The 17,119-nt window shown below is 53.2% G+C and carries 5 protein-coding genes and 6 pseudogenes; 2 read left to right on the top strand and 9 right to left on the bottom strand.

What is annotated here, in order from left to right:
- Positions 1–11: 11 nt before the first annotated feature.
- From IPK01_12445 to IPK01_12415, 7 genes and pseudogenes are all read right to left on the bottom strand, one after another.
- Positions 12–4,319, bottom strand: a complete 4,308-nt coding sequence (locus tag IPK01_12445) for a carboxypeptidase regulatory-like domain-containing protein (GenBank protein MBK7934270.1) — start codon at positions 4,317–4,319, stop codon at positions 12–14.
- Between the two features lie 22 nt (positions 4,320–4,341).
- Positions 4,342–4,809 (bottom strand): annotated as a pseudogene (locus IPK01_12440) (hypothetical protein).
- A 255-nt stretch (positions 4,810–5,064) separates the two neighbouring features.
- A pseudogene (locus IPK01_12435) lies at positions 5,065–5,520 on the bottom strand (hypothetical protein).
- A gap of 306 nt (positions 5,521–5,826) precedes the next feature.
- Positions 5,827–6,327, bottom strand: a pseudogene (locus IPK01_12430) (hypothetical protein).
- 255 nt (positions 6,328–6,582) lie between these two features.
- Positions 6,583–7,278 (bottom strand): annotated as a pseudogene (locus tag IPK01_12425) (hypothetical protein).
- A 1,074-nt stretch (positions 7,279–8,352) separates the two neighbouring features.
- Positions 8,353–9,729: pseudogene (locus IPK01_12420) on the bottom strand (PD40 domain-containing protein).
- 3 nt (positions 9,730–9,732) lie between these two features.
- Positions 9,733–10,152, bottom strand: a pseudogene (locus IPK01_12415) (PD40 domain-containing protein).
- Positions 10,153–10,306: 154 nt separating this feature from the next.
- On the opposite strand from IPK01_12415, the gene IPK01_12410 reads away from it, so the two are divergent.
- Entirely contained in the window at positions 10,307–12,907 is a 2,601-nt protein-coding gene (locus IPK01_12410) for a serine/threonine protein kinase (GenBank protein ID MBK7934269.1), read from the top strand.
- Between the two features lie 97 nt (positions 12,908–13,004).
- Here IPK01_12410 and IPK01_12405 read toward each other — a convergent pair whose 3' ends face one another.
- A complete protein-coding gene (locus tag IPK01_12405) occupies positions 13,005–15,143 on the bottom strand; it encodes a VCBS repeat-containing protein (GenBank protein ID MBK7934268.1) in 2,139 nt (712 codons plus the stop codon).
- Between the two features lie 15 nt (positions 15,144–15,158).
- Complete coding sequence (locus tag IPK01_12400; protein ID MBK7934267.1) at positions 15,159–16,472, bottom strand: hypothetical protein; 1,314 nt, start codon at positions 16,470–16,472, stop codon at positions 15,159–15,161.
- Positions 16,473–16,739: 267 nt separating this feature from the next.
- Between IPK01_12400 and IPK01_12395 the strand changes: the two genes are divergently transcribed.
- Positions 16,740–17,090 carry a hypothetical protein gene (locus tag IPK01_12395; GenBank protein ID MBK7934266.1) on the top strand — a complete coding sequence of 117 codons (351 nt, stop codon included), beginning with the start codon at positions 16,740–16,742 and terminating at the stop codon, positions 17,088–17,090.
- Positions 17,091–17,119: the final 29 nt, after the last annotated feature.

Genomic DNA, 17,119 nt, shown 5'->3' with positions numbered 1-17,119 from the left:
ATCTCCGTCGATTAGCCCACGCCTATTTCAATAACGAAAACAGTGATCACACGCTCCAAGCTACTGCCTTGGTGCACGAAGCCTATATTCGCCTCGTCAATTGGGAGAATGTCTCTTGGCAAAATCGCGCTCATTTCTTTGCCGTCGCGGCAGAGGTAATGCGAAAGGTGCTGATCGACCACGCCCGCAAACGCAACGCTCAAAAAAGATCGGGCGGTCAGCGGATCATCTTGGACGACGCCGTCAGCCTGCCCGACAAAAAAGAATTCGATCTTTTGAAACTGGAAGAAGCCCTGCAGTCGCTCGAATCCGTAGATCCGCGGCAAGCGAAGATCGTCGAGCACCTCGACTGCGTCCGTCAGATTAATTACCCTTGTCGACTGTGCAAATCGAAACGACTTGTTTCTGACCGACAAAATATAGGTCCGCCCCGCCTCGACCTCGTCGAGGCGATACGTCCCGGCTGCGCTTGTCACGGTTCGCCGCACGAATCCGTCATCATCAGTCAGATAAACGATCGTGTCTCTAACAGGTTTTCCTGTCGAACTAAGCACGCGCCCTGCGATCGGGACCATCGACGCCGTCGGAGGAAGCAGGACGATCGGAGCACCGTCGAACGTCGCCGTCAGAGCGCCCGCCGTGCCGTCAACGATCTCGTTTTTGACCACATCGCTGTTGAATGTGAGCGGCGTAATTGCAGCAGCGGTCGGGCTGACGTCAAATTCGATGGCCACGATCTGCCGTGTACCTGCCGGGAAAGGCTGTGCGGGTAATTTGTCGAGAATTATCCCCACATTGCCCGCCTGCATAGTATTCGCGGTCAACACAGCACCTGCAGCCCCCGATCCGACAACAATGTTCGTCGGGTTTGATAGGTCTGAAGTGTTGTAATTCAGCGTAAATCCAACGCCGGTCTCGTCACCTTGAGCCTCAAGCAGCACGCCGATCACGATCTTGGTCGCCGAACGGCTGACGATCACGGGCCGTATCGAACGCGGCAAAAGATTGCCATCCTTGCCGGCAATGGTCTTCCCTGCCAGCGACGCGGCAGTCAGCGGTCCGGCATTTGTTCGAACGGCATCCGTTCCCGCCGAGAACCGACCCGCCTGTATCACATCCGCGACCGACAACGACCCGTCGCCGCCATCAACTAGGGGTGAAACGTCAGCACGCTGAAACTCGTTGTATTGAAAGTCAGTATCGAGCTTCGCTGCAAATCGTCTGACCTGATCGACGTCCTGAGTATTGATGGTGCCGTCATTGGTACCACTTGGACGAGAGGCAACGTCACCTTCATAAGCTCCGCCGAGCACCGTGACGACCGCATCCGCGACCGCCGGAGCGGCCTCGACATTACCAGCGTTGTCACGGGCACGAGAGTAGAACCGGTATGTTCGCCCAAAATTGCCGTTGAAAGTTCCGCCGAGATCCGGCGTTGACGAAACGAACGGATAATACTCGCCGTTGTTCTCGGATACGTATATGTCGAAATTTCCGAGTCCTGAGCCGTTCGCGTCGTCGCTGCCGCCCCAGACCAGCGGGATCGAAACGGACGCGGAGGTCGTGGGCAAAGCCGCGATCTGACTCACCGGAATATCGGCATCGAGCAGATTTGTCGTCGTATTCGTCTGGATCGGCTCGTTGTCGTCGAAATAGATCGTCGCGGTGTTTCCGAGGTCTGTCCGCGTCGGCTGATTTGCCGCTGGGATGACCGTAAACGATAGGTAACCTTGGCCGTCATTCGACGCATTGTTCGGCGGCAAGATTCCACGTCCCGGATCTATCGGCTCCTCGCCTGTGGCCGGATCAATGGCAATCATGTTCAATGTGACCGCACCTGTCGCAATATTGACACCAGCGGTGATGTCAGCCTGCAGATCGTTTAAGTCGGGTCCGAGCTGCATTCGCGTTTGATAGAACGAACGGTTTGGCGGTATTACGATCCGGTATTGCTTGAATCCGATCTCGGCCAACCTAACGGTTCGCGGATCAAGCGTGGGCGGCAGTTGATCCACTATCCTGATGCGATGAGCCGGAGCGGTCGCGTCTGATCTATTTTCGAAATTTATTCGATAAGGCAGCGGCGTCCCGACCGGCACGAATTTCTCCGGACCGTAGCCGAAAGGCCCTACCTTATCATTCGGATCGTTCGGGAGATTTGTATGTACGTTCATGACGTACTCAGCGGTCAGCTTAATGCAATCGGCCCCTAGTTGTAAGAGTTGATAGATATCCCAGATTATTGATGCGATCTTGGCCAGCGGAAAATACTTTAGCCCTTCCATTGCACAATCTTCGGCCGCCCGTAGTGCTTTGGCAGCAAGTCCCCAAAGCGTTGACCATGAAACAAACGAGCCGGTTCTCGCACCACCGGCGGTTGAGGTTATTGCATCTCCAAGAAACGCGGCACCGATCACTTTGGCAATTCCCGCAGCACACTTGACCGGGAAAATTTCGCTAAGGATCGCCAGCAGCGTGTTAAACGCCAGGTTAGCCCAGCACTTTATCACATCTCCGCCCGTCGCACCGGGAACCAGATCATCGACCGGGATCGAAGCCAGACGCGGGTCAAAAATCCCCTCGAGAGCCTCAGCCGTTATCGTACCGCGATTACTAAACGCCACATCGATCCCGATATTTACCGTCTCTCCCGCCCGGACGATCGGCGCGAACAATGCGAGAATACGATTTCCGTCAATGTCGGCGTGAACGGCATTCGGATCGGCAGTATCATCGGCCGGTGCAAATTCGTAATAGTCGGCCGTCGAAAGCCGGTAGTTGAATGCACTTGGGGAGAGCCGAACAATGATCGGCACCGTTATCGCATCGTTCTTACCGTCGTTCGAGACTGAAATTGTGTACCGCGTATAGAAATTGCCGCGCACTTCGCCCGGGCCGCTGATCTCGGTCCTTATGCGTTCGCCGCCGCCTTGCGTGATCACGAAATTCTGGGACCAGGTTGACGTCTGGTTATTCGGATTGGTTAGAACAACGTGATAATTGCCGGGTATGACGCCGTTCAGATCGAACAGTCCGGCAGTATTGATCGAACTGATATCGAATGTCTGCATCGGTGTCAGTTCCGTCGAATCCGCAATATTTACCAATTTGATCGTTGCTCCGGGCTGGAACTTCGCTCCTTCGACCGAGATCATCGAATAGCCGTTGTTTCCGGCGGTTCCCGGCGAAACCCGTCGGATTCCGAACGGCAAAAGCTCTGCCTTAAGGGCGACCTGTTGAGCTACGAGATCCCTTTTTGCCTTTTTCGCATCGGCATCTCTTAGCTGTCCAGCAAATGAACTCGGAACGTAATCGCCCCTGATCATCGTGTTGTATTTACCGGCGAAGGTGTTTCCGACCACGTTTTCCTGGTTCGGCTCACCTTGTCGTTCGCCCTGGAATTCATAATTCGAACGCGAGACCATGCTGTTGAATTTCGTGTACAATTCGTTGCTCGAACCCGCCTCACCGGTCACCGTTACGAGCATAGTCTCGTCGCCCGGCACGTTGAAGATGCTATAAAAGCGTTCTTGGCCTGTTACAAGCGAAGTATTTAACACGTTGCCCAGAGTCAGCGTCGGGATGGAAACCGTTGTTTGCAGCACCGAACTCGTCACGTTGTTGAGCTCGTTCGACTCGCGAACGGAATTTCGTGCGTCAGTTCTGACGATGACATAATAGGTCCCGGTCTCAACCGCCGGAATGACCGTATCGAGTGTTTCTGTGTATGTCGCAAATGGAGCAAGGTTGGTATTGTGCGGACGCGCTCCAATAAACGTGTCGCTGCTGTCCCAGGTAGTATCGGTTGAGAAGTAGACCGAATCCTGCCATTCGCCGCTCGCTGTGTTCGCACTCGAGTTCTGAACCGTCCATCCAAATGTTGCATTCTCACCGAGTCCGACCGATGCCGGAGGCGAAATGTTCGTGACGTTGAGTTCAGCGGGCGGAGGCAATTGCAGCTCGACGGTTGCCGCCGGGCTGAGGTTATTCGTATCGTTGGATTCCGTAACGTAATTATTCCGGTCGGCAAAGACAAAGATCTTGTACTCGCCCGTCAGACCTTCAGGTATTCGGACCGATCGCGTCACGTCATAACCGGTTCCGTTCGCCACCACGCCAGAGTGCTGAACATATTCGAGAATACGGTCGGTCGGATCGATGACCAGGTCGCGTGAAAGCAGAATATGATCCGACCACTGCCCGGTCAGGGTCGGGTTTGCACCGACGTTGTTGACAGTAAAAGAAACGTCGGCCATTTGTCCCGAATAGAGTATCGAATTTGCTACCGGAGTTGTTGGGATAAGGTCTACGTCCGGCAAAGTCAGAGTTATCGGCAAAATGCTGATTGTTGTTTTCGTTGGTTCCCTCTTCAACGTTGTCGCCATTATCAGCGTTGACGATCAAGTAATAGCTCCCGGCCGAAAGATTCGGGATAGTTATTTGTGCTGTGCCATTATAGGTCTGGTTAGCCGCGAGCTGAGTACTCAGCGTCATGCCACCAACTAGTGGATCCCCGAAGGCAAGCGTCTGATCATTCGAGATATAGATACGGTCAGCCCATGCTGTCGCCGAATTCATCGGTTCGCCCGTGTTGATACCGTTCCATGTGACATTCACCGAAGAGCCGAGCACTGCGGACGATGGTGCGTTCGCCGATGTGATCGACAGGTCCGGGAAATTTCCCTGTGCATCGGTCAGCCTCGCGTCGGCATTGTTTTCATCGAGTGTGCACTCCGGGACATTGTTATGTGCATCGGTTTGTACAAATATCTGAACACTGCCTTCGATATCATTGGGTAAATACACGATCTGGTTCTGAAAATACTCACCATTCACGGCCAAAGATCCCAAATGCGGGAATGTCCCGAGAATGCGTAATTGACTGCCGTCATAGATGTAGACACGGTCAAACCAAGACGATTGGTCTGTTGCCGCAGTGCCGTAGTTTTTGACTGTCCAGTTGATCGGCACTACACCGTCGATCACTACGGGTGGGACGCTCATCTCTTTCACACGCAGGTCAGGAGCAAAATTGCTGATCACGATCTGCTTGCCCTGGCTGAAATTATTCGCCTCTGCGTCGATGTTCGGATCCCATTCAAATATGTTGCTGTTAGAGTCCGCTTTGGTTATCAGGTAATACGTGCCCTCAAGACAATTTGGAAGGGTGACAGGCTGGCTAACGCCGTATTGTTGCCCTGCCGGGACGCCGTTATGGTAGGTATTCCCAAGATATATCGCAGTCGCCGTGCCGTATTGCGGAGTCGGCGAAAGATAAACGGCGTCGTACCACGCGCCTGTTGCATCGAATGCACCTTGATTGCGTACGGTGTACAGCACGTTGAACGACTGTCCCGCATTTGCCGTCGATGGTGCTGTTATCGGGTTAAGAACGGTGAGATCCGGCGGCGCTCCAAGTACGTGGAGCGGCGAACCGTCGCCGACGCGGTCGTAGTCGGAATTATTACTTTCGTTCGTGAATTCGAACACCTGGTTGTATCCGTCCGCGACAACAAACACGTAATAGTCGCCGAAAACATCCGGTGGAAGATTTAGCGAAAAACCTGAGACGGTATAAGTTCCATTCACTGCAAGCGGACCTGTGTGCGGCCTGACCCCGATGTATCTATCGCCTCCGTCGAGATTCGTATCTCTCGAAATGTAAATAACGTCATTCCAGGTCGCCGTTGCCTGCGGGGACGCACCGTCGCCGTTATTCGTAACCGTCCAATTAAGCAAGATCGGCTGGCCGCCGAATGCCTCTATGGGAGCCTGAACATTTGACGAGCGAAGATCAGGAAGTACCGGAACGCTTACAGTTACAGGCTTTGTCGTTAAGTTGTTGTTTTCGTTCTCTTCGTTGACATCTTGACCCCCGCCGTTGTTGCGGTCGGTCTGGACCAGAAAATAGTAGGAGCCTTGAGAACCGCGCGGTATCCTCACTGTCATCGAGGTTACATAGCTTTCACCTGGATTCAGGGCACTGATATTGGGTGAGCGTGCAAGTACATTTGCACCGTTCAGTGTTTGATTGACCCCAAATAGAAGTTCATCGGTCCAGCCGGTGGCATTTGTCGGGCCGGTCCCGGTATTTGTCACTGTGAATTGAACCTGCACTTCCTGATCAAAGAATGCGGTCGCCGGAGCAGTAATATTCGTCACCTGCAAGTCAGGCCTCAGCAGCCGCCGAACTCGGACCGGGTGGAAAGTGGTGTTGTTATTCTCTGATCCGCCCTCGTCAACTTGCGCGTCGGCATCGGTTTTGACGTATACGAAGTAGTTACCGGTCGTAGTGATCGAGTTAGTCGGGATCAGAACACTTTGGATACGGTCGATCGACTGATCCGGAGCTAATGCCTGAGCTAGTGGAAAACTTCCGATCTCGATATCGTTACCGTTGACGATCGCATCGGTTGAAAAATAGACGCGCTCGTTCATCGCTGCCGCTGCCTTATTGCCGAAGTTTTTAGTGGTCCATGCGATGTCAAATGCGGTATCGCTCTCGACCTCGACAGGTGGCGTGACGGACTGTACCTGCAGGTCGGGAACGCGATACTCGAACCTAAATGGCTGTGTCGGTGTGTTGTTAAGCTCTGCCGGTTCATTTGTGTTGCCTTCAAACACAACATTGCCTTCATCGATCTTGAAATAGATAAGAGCATCGCTAGATGGCCTGACAGGAACGGTAGGTATCGAAAACTGCTGACTGTATGACGAAACGCCGTCGATCGGGAGTATCGGTGAAGTTCGGAACGTGATCGGAACGTCATCAACGCCGCCGACGGTAGTGTCAAACGACAAATAGGCATTAACAGAAAAACCGGTGGTTGTCGCTCGCGTTCCCGCATTTCTAATATCCCACGAGATCGTGAACTGAACTCCCGGCTCGACCTCGGTTGGTATTACGATATTCTCGGCGACCATGTCCGGCAGATTACGATTGACCTGAACCGGTATCGACATATAGTTGTCCTGATAATTCCCGCCGCGTTCGCGCACAGTCCCGGCATCACCAATCAAAACGAAGAGGTAGTACGAACCGCTAGCCGGGATCGCACTGCTAGGAATGTACACCTGGTCAAAGCTCATATTCTTTGACTGTCCGGGGGCGAGTACTCCGGCATTGTCATACGAACGGCCGACGATCTTATCATTCGTGTCGTTGAACAACTGATCATCCGGCGATATGAAAAATGTGTCTTGCCTGTAACTTTCGGTTGGAGCTTGGCCGTTATTCGTCACGGTCCAGGTCGCCGTATAGTTCTGAAGAATATCCATCGTCGCGGGTGCTGCAAGGGTTGACACCGCGACATCAGGAGCCGCGGGAGCAACTGTCACGGTCGCTTTCGCCGTTTCAGTGCCTAGTGTCGCGATCACATCACCGCGCCGAAACGTATTGCCATCTGTGGTCGTGACGTTGAAATTATAAAAGACGTTTCCTTCAGGTACGGTCACACTCGATGGCCCGTTCACCACTCCAATGTCTGAATAGCTGAGATCGACCACCGTACCGCCCGACGGAGCCGCATCCCTAATCCGCAGCCCAAGTTCGGTCGTTCGGCCGGCCGCTGCCGGATTTGGATAGTTAACCCGAACATTGACGGCCGGATCTGTATGCGGCTGACACACGAGATCTGCACGGCTTTTCGCTTGCCGATGTTCTGCGTTGAACACAGGGACCAATCCGGGATCATTGTAGATCGCGGTCAACTCCGTCGCATCGAGCCCGCGACTGTAAATGCGCACATCGTCGATCAAGCCGTCGGTATCGGGCTGCGGTGTAGTTCCATAGACAGGTCCGCCAATTGTAAAGTCCGTCGAATTCGCCGGCAAAGTTTCGGTGTATCCCGTGCTGGCTCGCTCCGTGCCGTCAACAAACACCTTGATCTGGCCACCGGCGCGAACACCTGCGACGTGATGCCAGGAATTCAAAGTGAGATCGTCACCGGAGTTTATGTATTGATAGTTGTTGTTGTTGAAAAGATAGAAATACAGCTTTTGACCTTCGACCTTTAGAGCATACGAACCATCGTCAAAATCCTTGCCGGCGATGAAGTGAACTCCGTTCGATCGGATATTGACCCAGGCCGCGACGGTGAATTCGCCCGTCTGTACATCGAGGACGTCGCTGCCGCCGTCCGGCACACGCACCCGGTCGCCGTCACCGTCAAAATCAAATGCCTGGCCCTGATGTCCTGCGGCGAATGTCGTGTCGCCCTCGAGAGTACCGTGATTCGTTCCCGACGTATCATTTGCGTCACCGTTTGCTCGCCAATAGGCAACCAGGCCTCCGCTTGGTGTAGGCGTGGGAGTCGGCCCAGTGGGAGGAACATAGCCATTGTAAATTGCATCGATTTCGGTGTTATTCAGCGCCCGGCCAAACAGTAATACCTCGTCAACACCTCCGTGTGTCGTCAATTGCGGCGGAGTGCAGCCGATACCCTTTCCAAGAGTAATTGGTTGATCGTTGACGGCCATCGTGCCGTTTTCGGTGTGGTTGAAAGCGAGCACACCGTCGATGTAAAGGCTGAATATGGTGCCTTCTTTCCTTAAGAGCAGGTGGTGCCAAACAAACGGCGAAACTGTGTGTCCGCCTATACCAACTCGTGATCCGCCGGCGTCATGGCTAATGTCGATGAATGGATCGTAATTTGTATCGACACCAATGTAGAAATTTGATGAACCGCCATTACACGCACCTTTTCCTGCGATGTAATGTTCGGCCGAGCCCAGCGGATTGAACCAGGTGGAAAGCGTATAATCGCCGGTCTGAACATCGAGCGAATTGCTGTCGGGAATATTTATATAGCCGCCATCGCCGGCGAAATAGAATCCAAGGCCGCGTTTGCCCGGTTGGATCAGTGCAGCCCCGTCCACAAATTGGCCATTGTTGAGGCCCTGCGAATCGTTCGCCGTAGAATCGTTCGCATTCCACTCCGATATCAAACCCGGGATCGGTGTAACGCCCGGTGTCGGCGTCGGCGTGCCTGACGTCAGATTGCAATCCGGCTGCCACGCCAGGTAATGCAGTATCGCACCATCATTCTCGAGGTAAACAAGCTCAGGTTGTTGCCCTAAAACCGCGGTAAATATCCCGTACTGATTAGTTGCGCTATTTCGCGCTATGAATCCGACGGCCGAACTGTCGGGCGACCAAACGGGCGACTGGCGTTCGAGGATATTGCCGAGTAACGGAGCAAAACCGGTGCCGTCGGCGTTAGATGTGCAGATGTTGATTCCCGAATTGGGGCCGAATCCGCGGCATTCCATCAGAAGCTTGGTGCCGTTCGGCGAATATTCAGGAATATCCAAATGATATTGAACAACATCGTCATCGATGACTTTTACCACATTTGTCCCATCGCTATTTGCAGTGTAGATCTCGCTATTTGACGAAAAGACGATCTTGGAACCATCCGGCGCGAATCTTGCGCGTTCGGCATATTCTAAAATGCCTAGATCGACCTGGTTCGAGCCGTCAGCATTCATTTGCCAGATCTTTCCGTCAAAAATGAAAATGATCTTCGTTCCGTCGGGCGAAAATTGCGGGTTCTCGACGTTATTCGCAAAATCTGCCAACAGCACCACTCCGCTGCCGTCGGCGTTGATCTTCCAAAGGTTGGAATCGGAAATATAGGCGATCGAACTCGAGTCCGGTGAATATGCATAAGAACCGGCAAAGCCCATTCCGGCGGTCAACCTGGTTTGGTCATAACCGTCCGGCTTCATCGTATAAAGCTCTTTAACGCCCGATCCGCTATCACCATCACGATAGCTGCGGAACAAGATCTTGTTTCCGTCGGGCGAGAAAATAGGATCGTGTTCGTTGATGTTGGTCAGGTTGTAGACATTATTCTGCGTCCCGATGTCGCTCGCAGATAGCAGGTCGAAACGCCCAAATCCTCCGCTGCCGAATACCATTTGCCCTGGCAATGCAGTAAGCGCAACTTGGGAAACCGGCTGTTTGCTCGACGTTTTCGATCTCAGATCAGGGCGTTTGGATATCGGAGTGCTCGCCGCTGCCGTCATCGATCCGGAAACGCCCGTCGATGAAACAGCCCGCGAAACGGCAAAACCCGCAATACAAAACAATGCGACGGCACATAAAACAGTGATATTTGAACGAAATCGGCTCTTCGATTCTCTGGCCATAACGGTTACTCCCTATTAGATCGACACAAGATGAATTGGTTTCTACCTAATAGGGCGTGTTTTTTGATCAAAAGCGCCCACGGTTCGAAAATACTTTTTGCAAAGCCGGATTTGCTTGTATAATCGCGACAATAGCAATAAGACCTGTTTATAAATGAGTCACTTGGACCGCGAGAAATTGAAGGAACTATTTGCGGATGCGGTCGAATTGCCGGCGGCTGAGAGATCAGCGTACGTTAGCAAGGCTTGCCTTGGCGATTCGGACCTTGAGAAGGAACTTATTTCGTTGCTCGACGCGAACGATTCGACACGAAACCTGATCGAGGAGAACGTGATCGATCTGAGCAAGCAAATATCTGAAAAGGAACAGGATCTGACCGGAAAGCGCTTTGGCAATTATCGTATCGTGCGAGAGATCGGCCACGGGGGCATGGGAACTGTCTTTCTCGCTCGGCGTGACGACGGCGAATTTGACCAAGACGTCGCCCTAAAATTGGTGCGGCAATCGATCGCCGATTCGCTTGTGATCGAACGGTTTCGTCGTGAACGCCAGATCCTCGCCGGACTGAATCACCCCAATATCGCCGCATTGCATGACGGTGGGATCTCAGACCGTGGCGAGCCTTTCATCGCAATGGAATATGTCGACGGTATGCCGTTGACCGAATACGCGGCGGAGAACAAGCTTTCGATCGAGGAACGGTTGCGGCTGTTCGTCAAGGTCTGTTCCGCGGTCGCTTACGCTCACCGTAATCTTGTCGTCCACCGAGATATAAAACCATCAAATATTCTGATCACTGCGGGCGGAGAACCAAAATTACTCGATTTTGGACTGGCAAAGGCATTTGAATCCGACTCTTCGCTAACGCAGACAGCAGTACGTGCATTCACGCCCGCTTACGCCTCGCCCGAACAGATCACGGGCAAGAACATCACGACCGCCAGCGACATTTACTCGCTCGGAGTAGTGTTTTACGAGTTGTTGACAGGATCAAAGCCGCTCGACCTCGGCAATAAGAGTTTCGACGAGGTCCTGCAAACGATAAATACCAGCCAGCCCGTTCCGCCTAGCCTGATCCCGCATGTTGGCGAGAGTTCGGTAGAGCGGCGAGCCCTAAAAGGCGATCTCGACAACATCGCTCTGATGGCACTGCGCAAAGAGCCGGATCGGCGTTACCGCTCTGTCGAAGACTTTGCCGCCGATATCGAACGTCAGCTCGACGGTCGGCCCGTGGCGGCACGACCGAATACGCTGGGATATCGCTCAGGCAAATTCCTTAGACGGCACAAGATCGGAGTGGCGGCCGGAACACTTGTAATTTTGTCGATCATAACGGGCATTGTCTTCACTCTGTGGCAGGCAAATGTCGCCCGGCGGGAACGTGATCGGGCGGAAAAGCGGTTTCAGGATGTAAGGCAGCTTTCCAACTCGCTCTTATTCGAGATCGCCCCAAAGATCGAACGTCTGCAAGGCTCGACCGAAGCCCGCGAATTGCTTGTAGTGAGAGCCCTTGTGTATCTCGACAGCCTCGCAGCCGAGACGCAGGGTGACACAGTGTTGCAGTCCGAACTTGCTGATGCCTATCAAAAGATCGGCGACCTGCAAGGCAATCCGCGAAGGCCGAATCTAAGCGATTTTGCCGGAGCTATCGAAAGTTATCTTAAATCGCGGGCGATCCTCGAAAAGCTGCCGCAGTCATCAGACAACCGACGGCGGCTTGCCTGGAATTACCGGGAACTTGCATCGATCCGATTCGCCCAAAGTGAGATCAAGGAATCGATCGCAGATTCCGAACGGTCGCTCGAGTTATTTGCGTCATTGCTGGCCGAAGTTCCGGATTCGGCCGACCTCGCGAAAGCATACGCCGCGACACTGCTTGACTACGGACACACACATTCGATCAACAACCAATATGCGATCGCCATTCCGATCTATCGCGAGGCAATCGCAAAGATCGCTCAAATGGACCGTTCAGATGCCGAAGTACTGCGACTTTTGGCACTCGGCACTTCGTATCTGAGCAACGCACTGTCGTGGGATAGCCAGCAGGCTGAGGCCGAGATCGAAAATGAAAAAGCGGTTCAATTCGCCCGCGAACTCCAGATAAAGTATCCGGCCGATCCGGACATTCAAAAGACCGTGTATGCGGTATATACATTGGCGAGCAGCAATTTTGAAAGCATCAAGAACGATGTTTCGCTGAAGTTTGCCGAGATCACCCTGAACGTGGCACGGCGTTCGTCCGAAGCCGACCCCGCCGATACCCAAGCCAGGCAGAACCTCGCAAAAGCCTTGTCGAGATACGGCATCATACTTGTTTTGCTCAAGAAGAATGGCCATGGGTTTGAAAACCTGAGGGCCGCTGAATCCGAGATACGTGAGCTTATCGCCCGCGAACCGCGAAACCGTGTTTACCAGGACGACCTAGGCACTCTCTACACCCGGTTTGGCGACGCGGAGAAGATGCGTTCAAATCTGCCGGGAGCTCTCGAAGCGTACAAAAACTCAGCTGAGATTTTTAAGAACCTTGCCGCATCTGACGAAAAGAACACCGTTGCCCAACGCGATTGGGCACAGGCGGTAAAGAGTGTCGGCGTGACCGAGATAAAACTTGGCCAAAAAGTCGAGGCACGGGCGAGCCTAAATCTCGCTATCCAGATCGTCGATCGACTGAAACAGCAAAATGCCCTCGGAAAATGGGACGAGAAGATCTTCAACGAAATGCACCCTCTTTTGGCCAAGCTCGATGAGTAAGGCCAACAGAAAAAAAAATAGGCGGCCAATCGGCCGCCCTGGCTCCGAGACCAAACACACTCCGGGATCACTGCTCCAAAATACCTTACCACCGCATCTAGCGAACATAAGCATTCGGCACAGGCAAGTCGCCCGAGGCACCAAATTGCTGGATCAGCGTACCGGCGGTCGAACGCTGAGCGTACCACGTCGAGTTTGACGGGCGGAATACGGCGGCGTCGATCTTGCCGTCGCCGTCGAAGTCGCCCGGTGTGGGAAGATCACCGTTCGTGCCGAACGGGAATGCATAGTACGACTGATCTTCGCTTCTCAACACATACCAGTTGCCATCGGCCGGTCGCCAAATAGCAATGTCTGATTTGCTGTCGCCGGTGTAGTCACCCACGACCGCTTTGTCGGTTGCGGCACCAAACTGAGCCGCGAAGACCGTCGAGTTTGTACTTCGCTGCAGCCACCATTCTGCACCGCTGGTGCCATTTGGACGAAAGATCGCGATATCGGCCTTGCCGTCGCCGTCATAATCGGCCGGAACAGGCTTGTCGCCAGCCAAGCCGAACGCGGCTATCGTCGTTCCTCCGCTCGAACGCGAAATGTACCACGTCACATCCGAAGGCCTGAAAACGGCCGCATCCGTCTTGGCGTCTCCATCAAAATCAGCGGGGACGGGAACATCCCCGCTAGTGCCGAATGGGAACGCGAAGAAGGAAGAGTCTTCGCTACGCAGCACGAACCAATTGCCGTTCGACGGCCGCCAAACCGCAATGTCCGCCTTGCCGTCACCGGTGTAATCGCCCGGCACGATCGCGTCTGTACCCGCCCCGAACGTCACAGCACCATTCCCGCCATCCGAAGACCTCGACCACCACCACTCCGCCCCGTTCGCCCCAGTAGGCCGAAAGATCGAAATGTCCGTCTTAGAATCGCCGTCAAAATCGAACGGCGAGCGGATTGTCGGTGCAACACTGCCGTCTGTAAAAACATACACGGCTCCGACAAAGTTGCCAGGCGTACCGTTATCAACAGGACTGGCGATCAGCAAAGTGTTGCCGCTCATTGAAGCGTACTGGCCAAACGAATCTCTTGTTACGTTCACTTGAAGCTTTTGCTGCTGCGACCAAACGGCTCCTGTCCGGTTAAAAATATACGCCGAACCGGGAACGCCCAGGTCTGCCCTGGCACTGACTAGAAGTGTGTCATTCTCAATACTCACCGCACTTCCGAACAGGCCGTCGGTTCCTCCATCGTTGGCTGTAAGTCTTTGCTGCTGCGACCAACTTGTGCCAGAACGGGTAAACACATAAACACCACCCTGAGCGTTATTGTTGCCAACATTAAGAAAGAAGTTTCCTACAGCCAGATTATCGCCATCGATCGATATGCTTGTGCCAAAATCGCATTGGATCCCGCCGTTTCCGGATGGTTCGCAAACCGAGAGTTTTTGCTGTTGTGACCAGGTAGGACCGTTTCGGACAAATACGTAGGCCGCGGGATTAACGATTGCCGCGGACGTTCGGTAGCCGCGCGTTACCACGGCGGAGTCTCCGTTAATAGCAACGCGCAGGCCAAAATTGTTATTCGCGCCTCCATCATCAGCGATAAGTTTAGTCTGTTGAGACCAAGAAGAACCGCTTCTTACAAATACATAAGAAGCCCCTTGTCCCGAATTACCGTTAACGGTCGCTCCGTTGGCTCCGACGATGATCGATTCCCCACTGATCGCCACACTACAGCCGAATCGATTTCCTGCTGCACCGTCGCTTGCCGTTAGCCGTTGCTGCTCTGTCCAGGTAGTGCCGTTTCTTACAAAGACATAGGCCGCACCCTGATTGAGGTTAGAGTTTACTGTCGCGCCGGATCCGCCGATCACGATCGTATCGCCTTCGATACCGACAGTTGGAAAAAGCGACGGCACAGAAGCTCCGTCACTTGGCACAAGCAGGGCCTGTTGACTCCAAACATTCCCGGCTCGCACATATAAATAAAAGCCCACTCCGCTGTAAATGACCGCAGTATTACCACTCACGGCTACGGGTCCACTCCCAAATCCGTTGGAGGGCGTTACGGTAAGTCGATCTTGCTGTATATAATCCGCGGGAATCGCCAATTCAAACCCTTTTGTGGCAACACTTTTAACAATGATAGTTGAGATCATTGTCTGAGCGTTATTCAACTGGCTGTGAATCGAGGCAAACAAGAGTAGGGTTAGTATCAATGCGATCAGGCATAACTTTTTCATGCTATTCCTCCAAACCTAGAGTAGTGAACGGGCCGCCACCGCGTAATATATTCCACCCGCTATCGCCGTCCCAATTGCTATGACTTTTTCGCAGTTACATGACGTGTCAAACTGGATCATTCCGTCACTCGTAAATTCCCCTTCGCTTGAAAAATCGGTTACGACTTTTCCGCCTTGCCCGAAGGTGCTGTCGAGGGTCCCATTTGAATTGAAACGAGCAAAAGCGGCGTCCCTCGTGGCACTGCTCGGGGAACCTGAGTACGTGAACCCGACCGCAACGATCTGGCCGTTCGATCTGAGATCGACGCCTCTGATCTGGTCACTAAATCCGCTGAAATCGACCGTCGCTTTTCCGCCTGCGCCAAATGTCGAATCAAGTTGCCCTGCCGTCGTAAGCCGAGCTACGGCAAAATCAGTTGAGCCTGAAGCACCCGCCGAACCGGCGACCACGATCTTGCCGGTGGCGTCAATTTTGACATCCCAGGCGGTGTTAAAAGAAGTTATGGTCGTTTGACCCTTTGTGCCGAAGGTATCGCTCCTCGTTGAGTCGTTTCGGCTACCGTCATCCAATGAGCCGTTTGTATTAAATCTCCATACGGACATGAAGGCGACACCCTTAACGTTCGTCCAATATCCGGCGGCAACGATTCTTCCATTTGACTGAAGCGCGATCGACTGAACCCGCCAGGTATTATTCTGGATAAACCCACCGTTTCCGAATGTAGTGTCCAGCGTTCCGTTTAAGTTCAAACGAACCAGAGCCCCGCGAGTACCCATCGTCAAAATCTTGCCATCAGGCTGAATGGCCATCGTCTCGGCTGCCCCGGCAGTATAAGTTACAGTGCCGCCGCTTCCAAATGAAAGGTCCGGACTGCCGTCAGAGTGAAACCGGTCAACACGCAGACTCGAGGTATAGCCAGTTCCTGTACCTGCGACGACGATCCTTTCTTCGGTTCCCACTGTTTGGACGGCTATGGAATATGCATGCCCGGTCGTATTGTTAGCTCCGAGCCAGTTCATAGTCACGATGCCTCCGTTTCCGAATGTCGTATCAAGCGAGCCATCCGGATTGTAGCGGATAATTACATCCGTCATATTGCTGCTGCCCGGCAAAACCATCACCGCCGCCAGGATCTTGCCGTCACTCTGAATTGCGCCCTTTCCTGGACTAAGCGGGGTCGTTGTGGGGATATATGTAGCCGCTGTCCCGCCGACACCGAAAGTCAGATCTAAACAGCCCGGCGAACCCGGACATGTTTGAGCGCGGGCATTTATCGAAAGCACTACTATCAAAACTATAAATGTCAGCAGCGAAGCAAATGTTTTCATGATTTTTTTTTCTCCTATTAGGGTGTATGACTGTAAAGATGGTAAATCGAAAGCCATATTGATTTGCGAAAAGTTATTTCTTTACAATCCTGAGAAATCGAATATACTTCGCTCATACCGATTCATTGGCAAGCCATAAACCAGATATCGCTCACGGGGAATAAGATCGTGATCTCTCAAAAACAAAAGCTTCTTCGTGCCGCTGTTCTCGCGGCCCTTCTGACTGTTCCGACAACTCTAACTGCGCAAGAAACTCCAACGCGCGGTGTGGACCAAGTAGAAGCCTTAGAAAGATCGTTCGCAAAACGCGTCATAGAGGCCAAGGCTGATAAAGCCGAAGCTCTACTTACGGACCCTGATTTCAAAGGCGATCGTGGCATACTGGCCAAGGAGATCCTCGACGAGCTTTCGAGGAGGAACGGGAAGATGGCTCGGCGCGAACAAGAACGGATCGCTCGGATCGGAGCAAGCATCGCAGAATCGGCAAATAACAAACGCGAGGTTGCCCGCGCCTGGCTTGCGATCGGATCTATGCAGGATGAAAAAATCGACAAAGTGAGTGCATTCAAGAAAGCTCTTGCCGCCGCTGACGAAGCACAAGCGAACGACCGGCGTTAGAACTGATCACTAACATTGGCCGGTTGGAA

It is taken from the genome of Acidobacteriota bacterium (assembly GCA_016713675.1).
Taxonomy (GTDB): domain Bacteria; phylum Acidobacteriota; class Blastocatellia; order Pyrinomonadales; family Pyrinomonadaceae; genus OLB17.
Note: the sequence above shows the minus strand (reverse complement) of the source record. Positions and strands in the feature narration are given on the sequence as shown.

Coding starts and splice junctions, on each gene's coding strand:
- IPK01_12410 (MBK7934269.1), top strand. CDS start 10,307: ATGAGTCACTTGGACCGCGAGAAATTGAAGGAACTATTTGCGGATGCG.
- IPK01_12405 (MBK7934268.1), bottom strand. CDS start 15,143: ATGAAAAAGTTATGCCTGATCGCATTGATACTAACCCTACTCTTGTTT.
- IPK01_12400 (MBK7934267.1), bottom strand. CDS start 16,472: ATGAAAACATTTGCTTCGCTGCTGACATTTATAGTTTTGATAGTAGTG.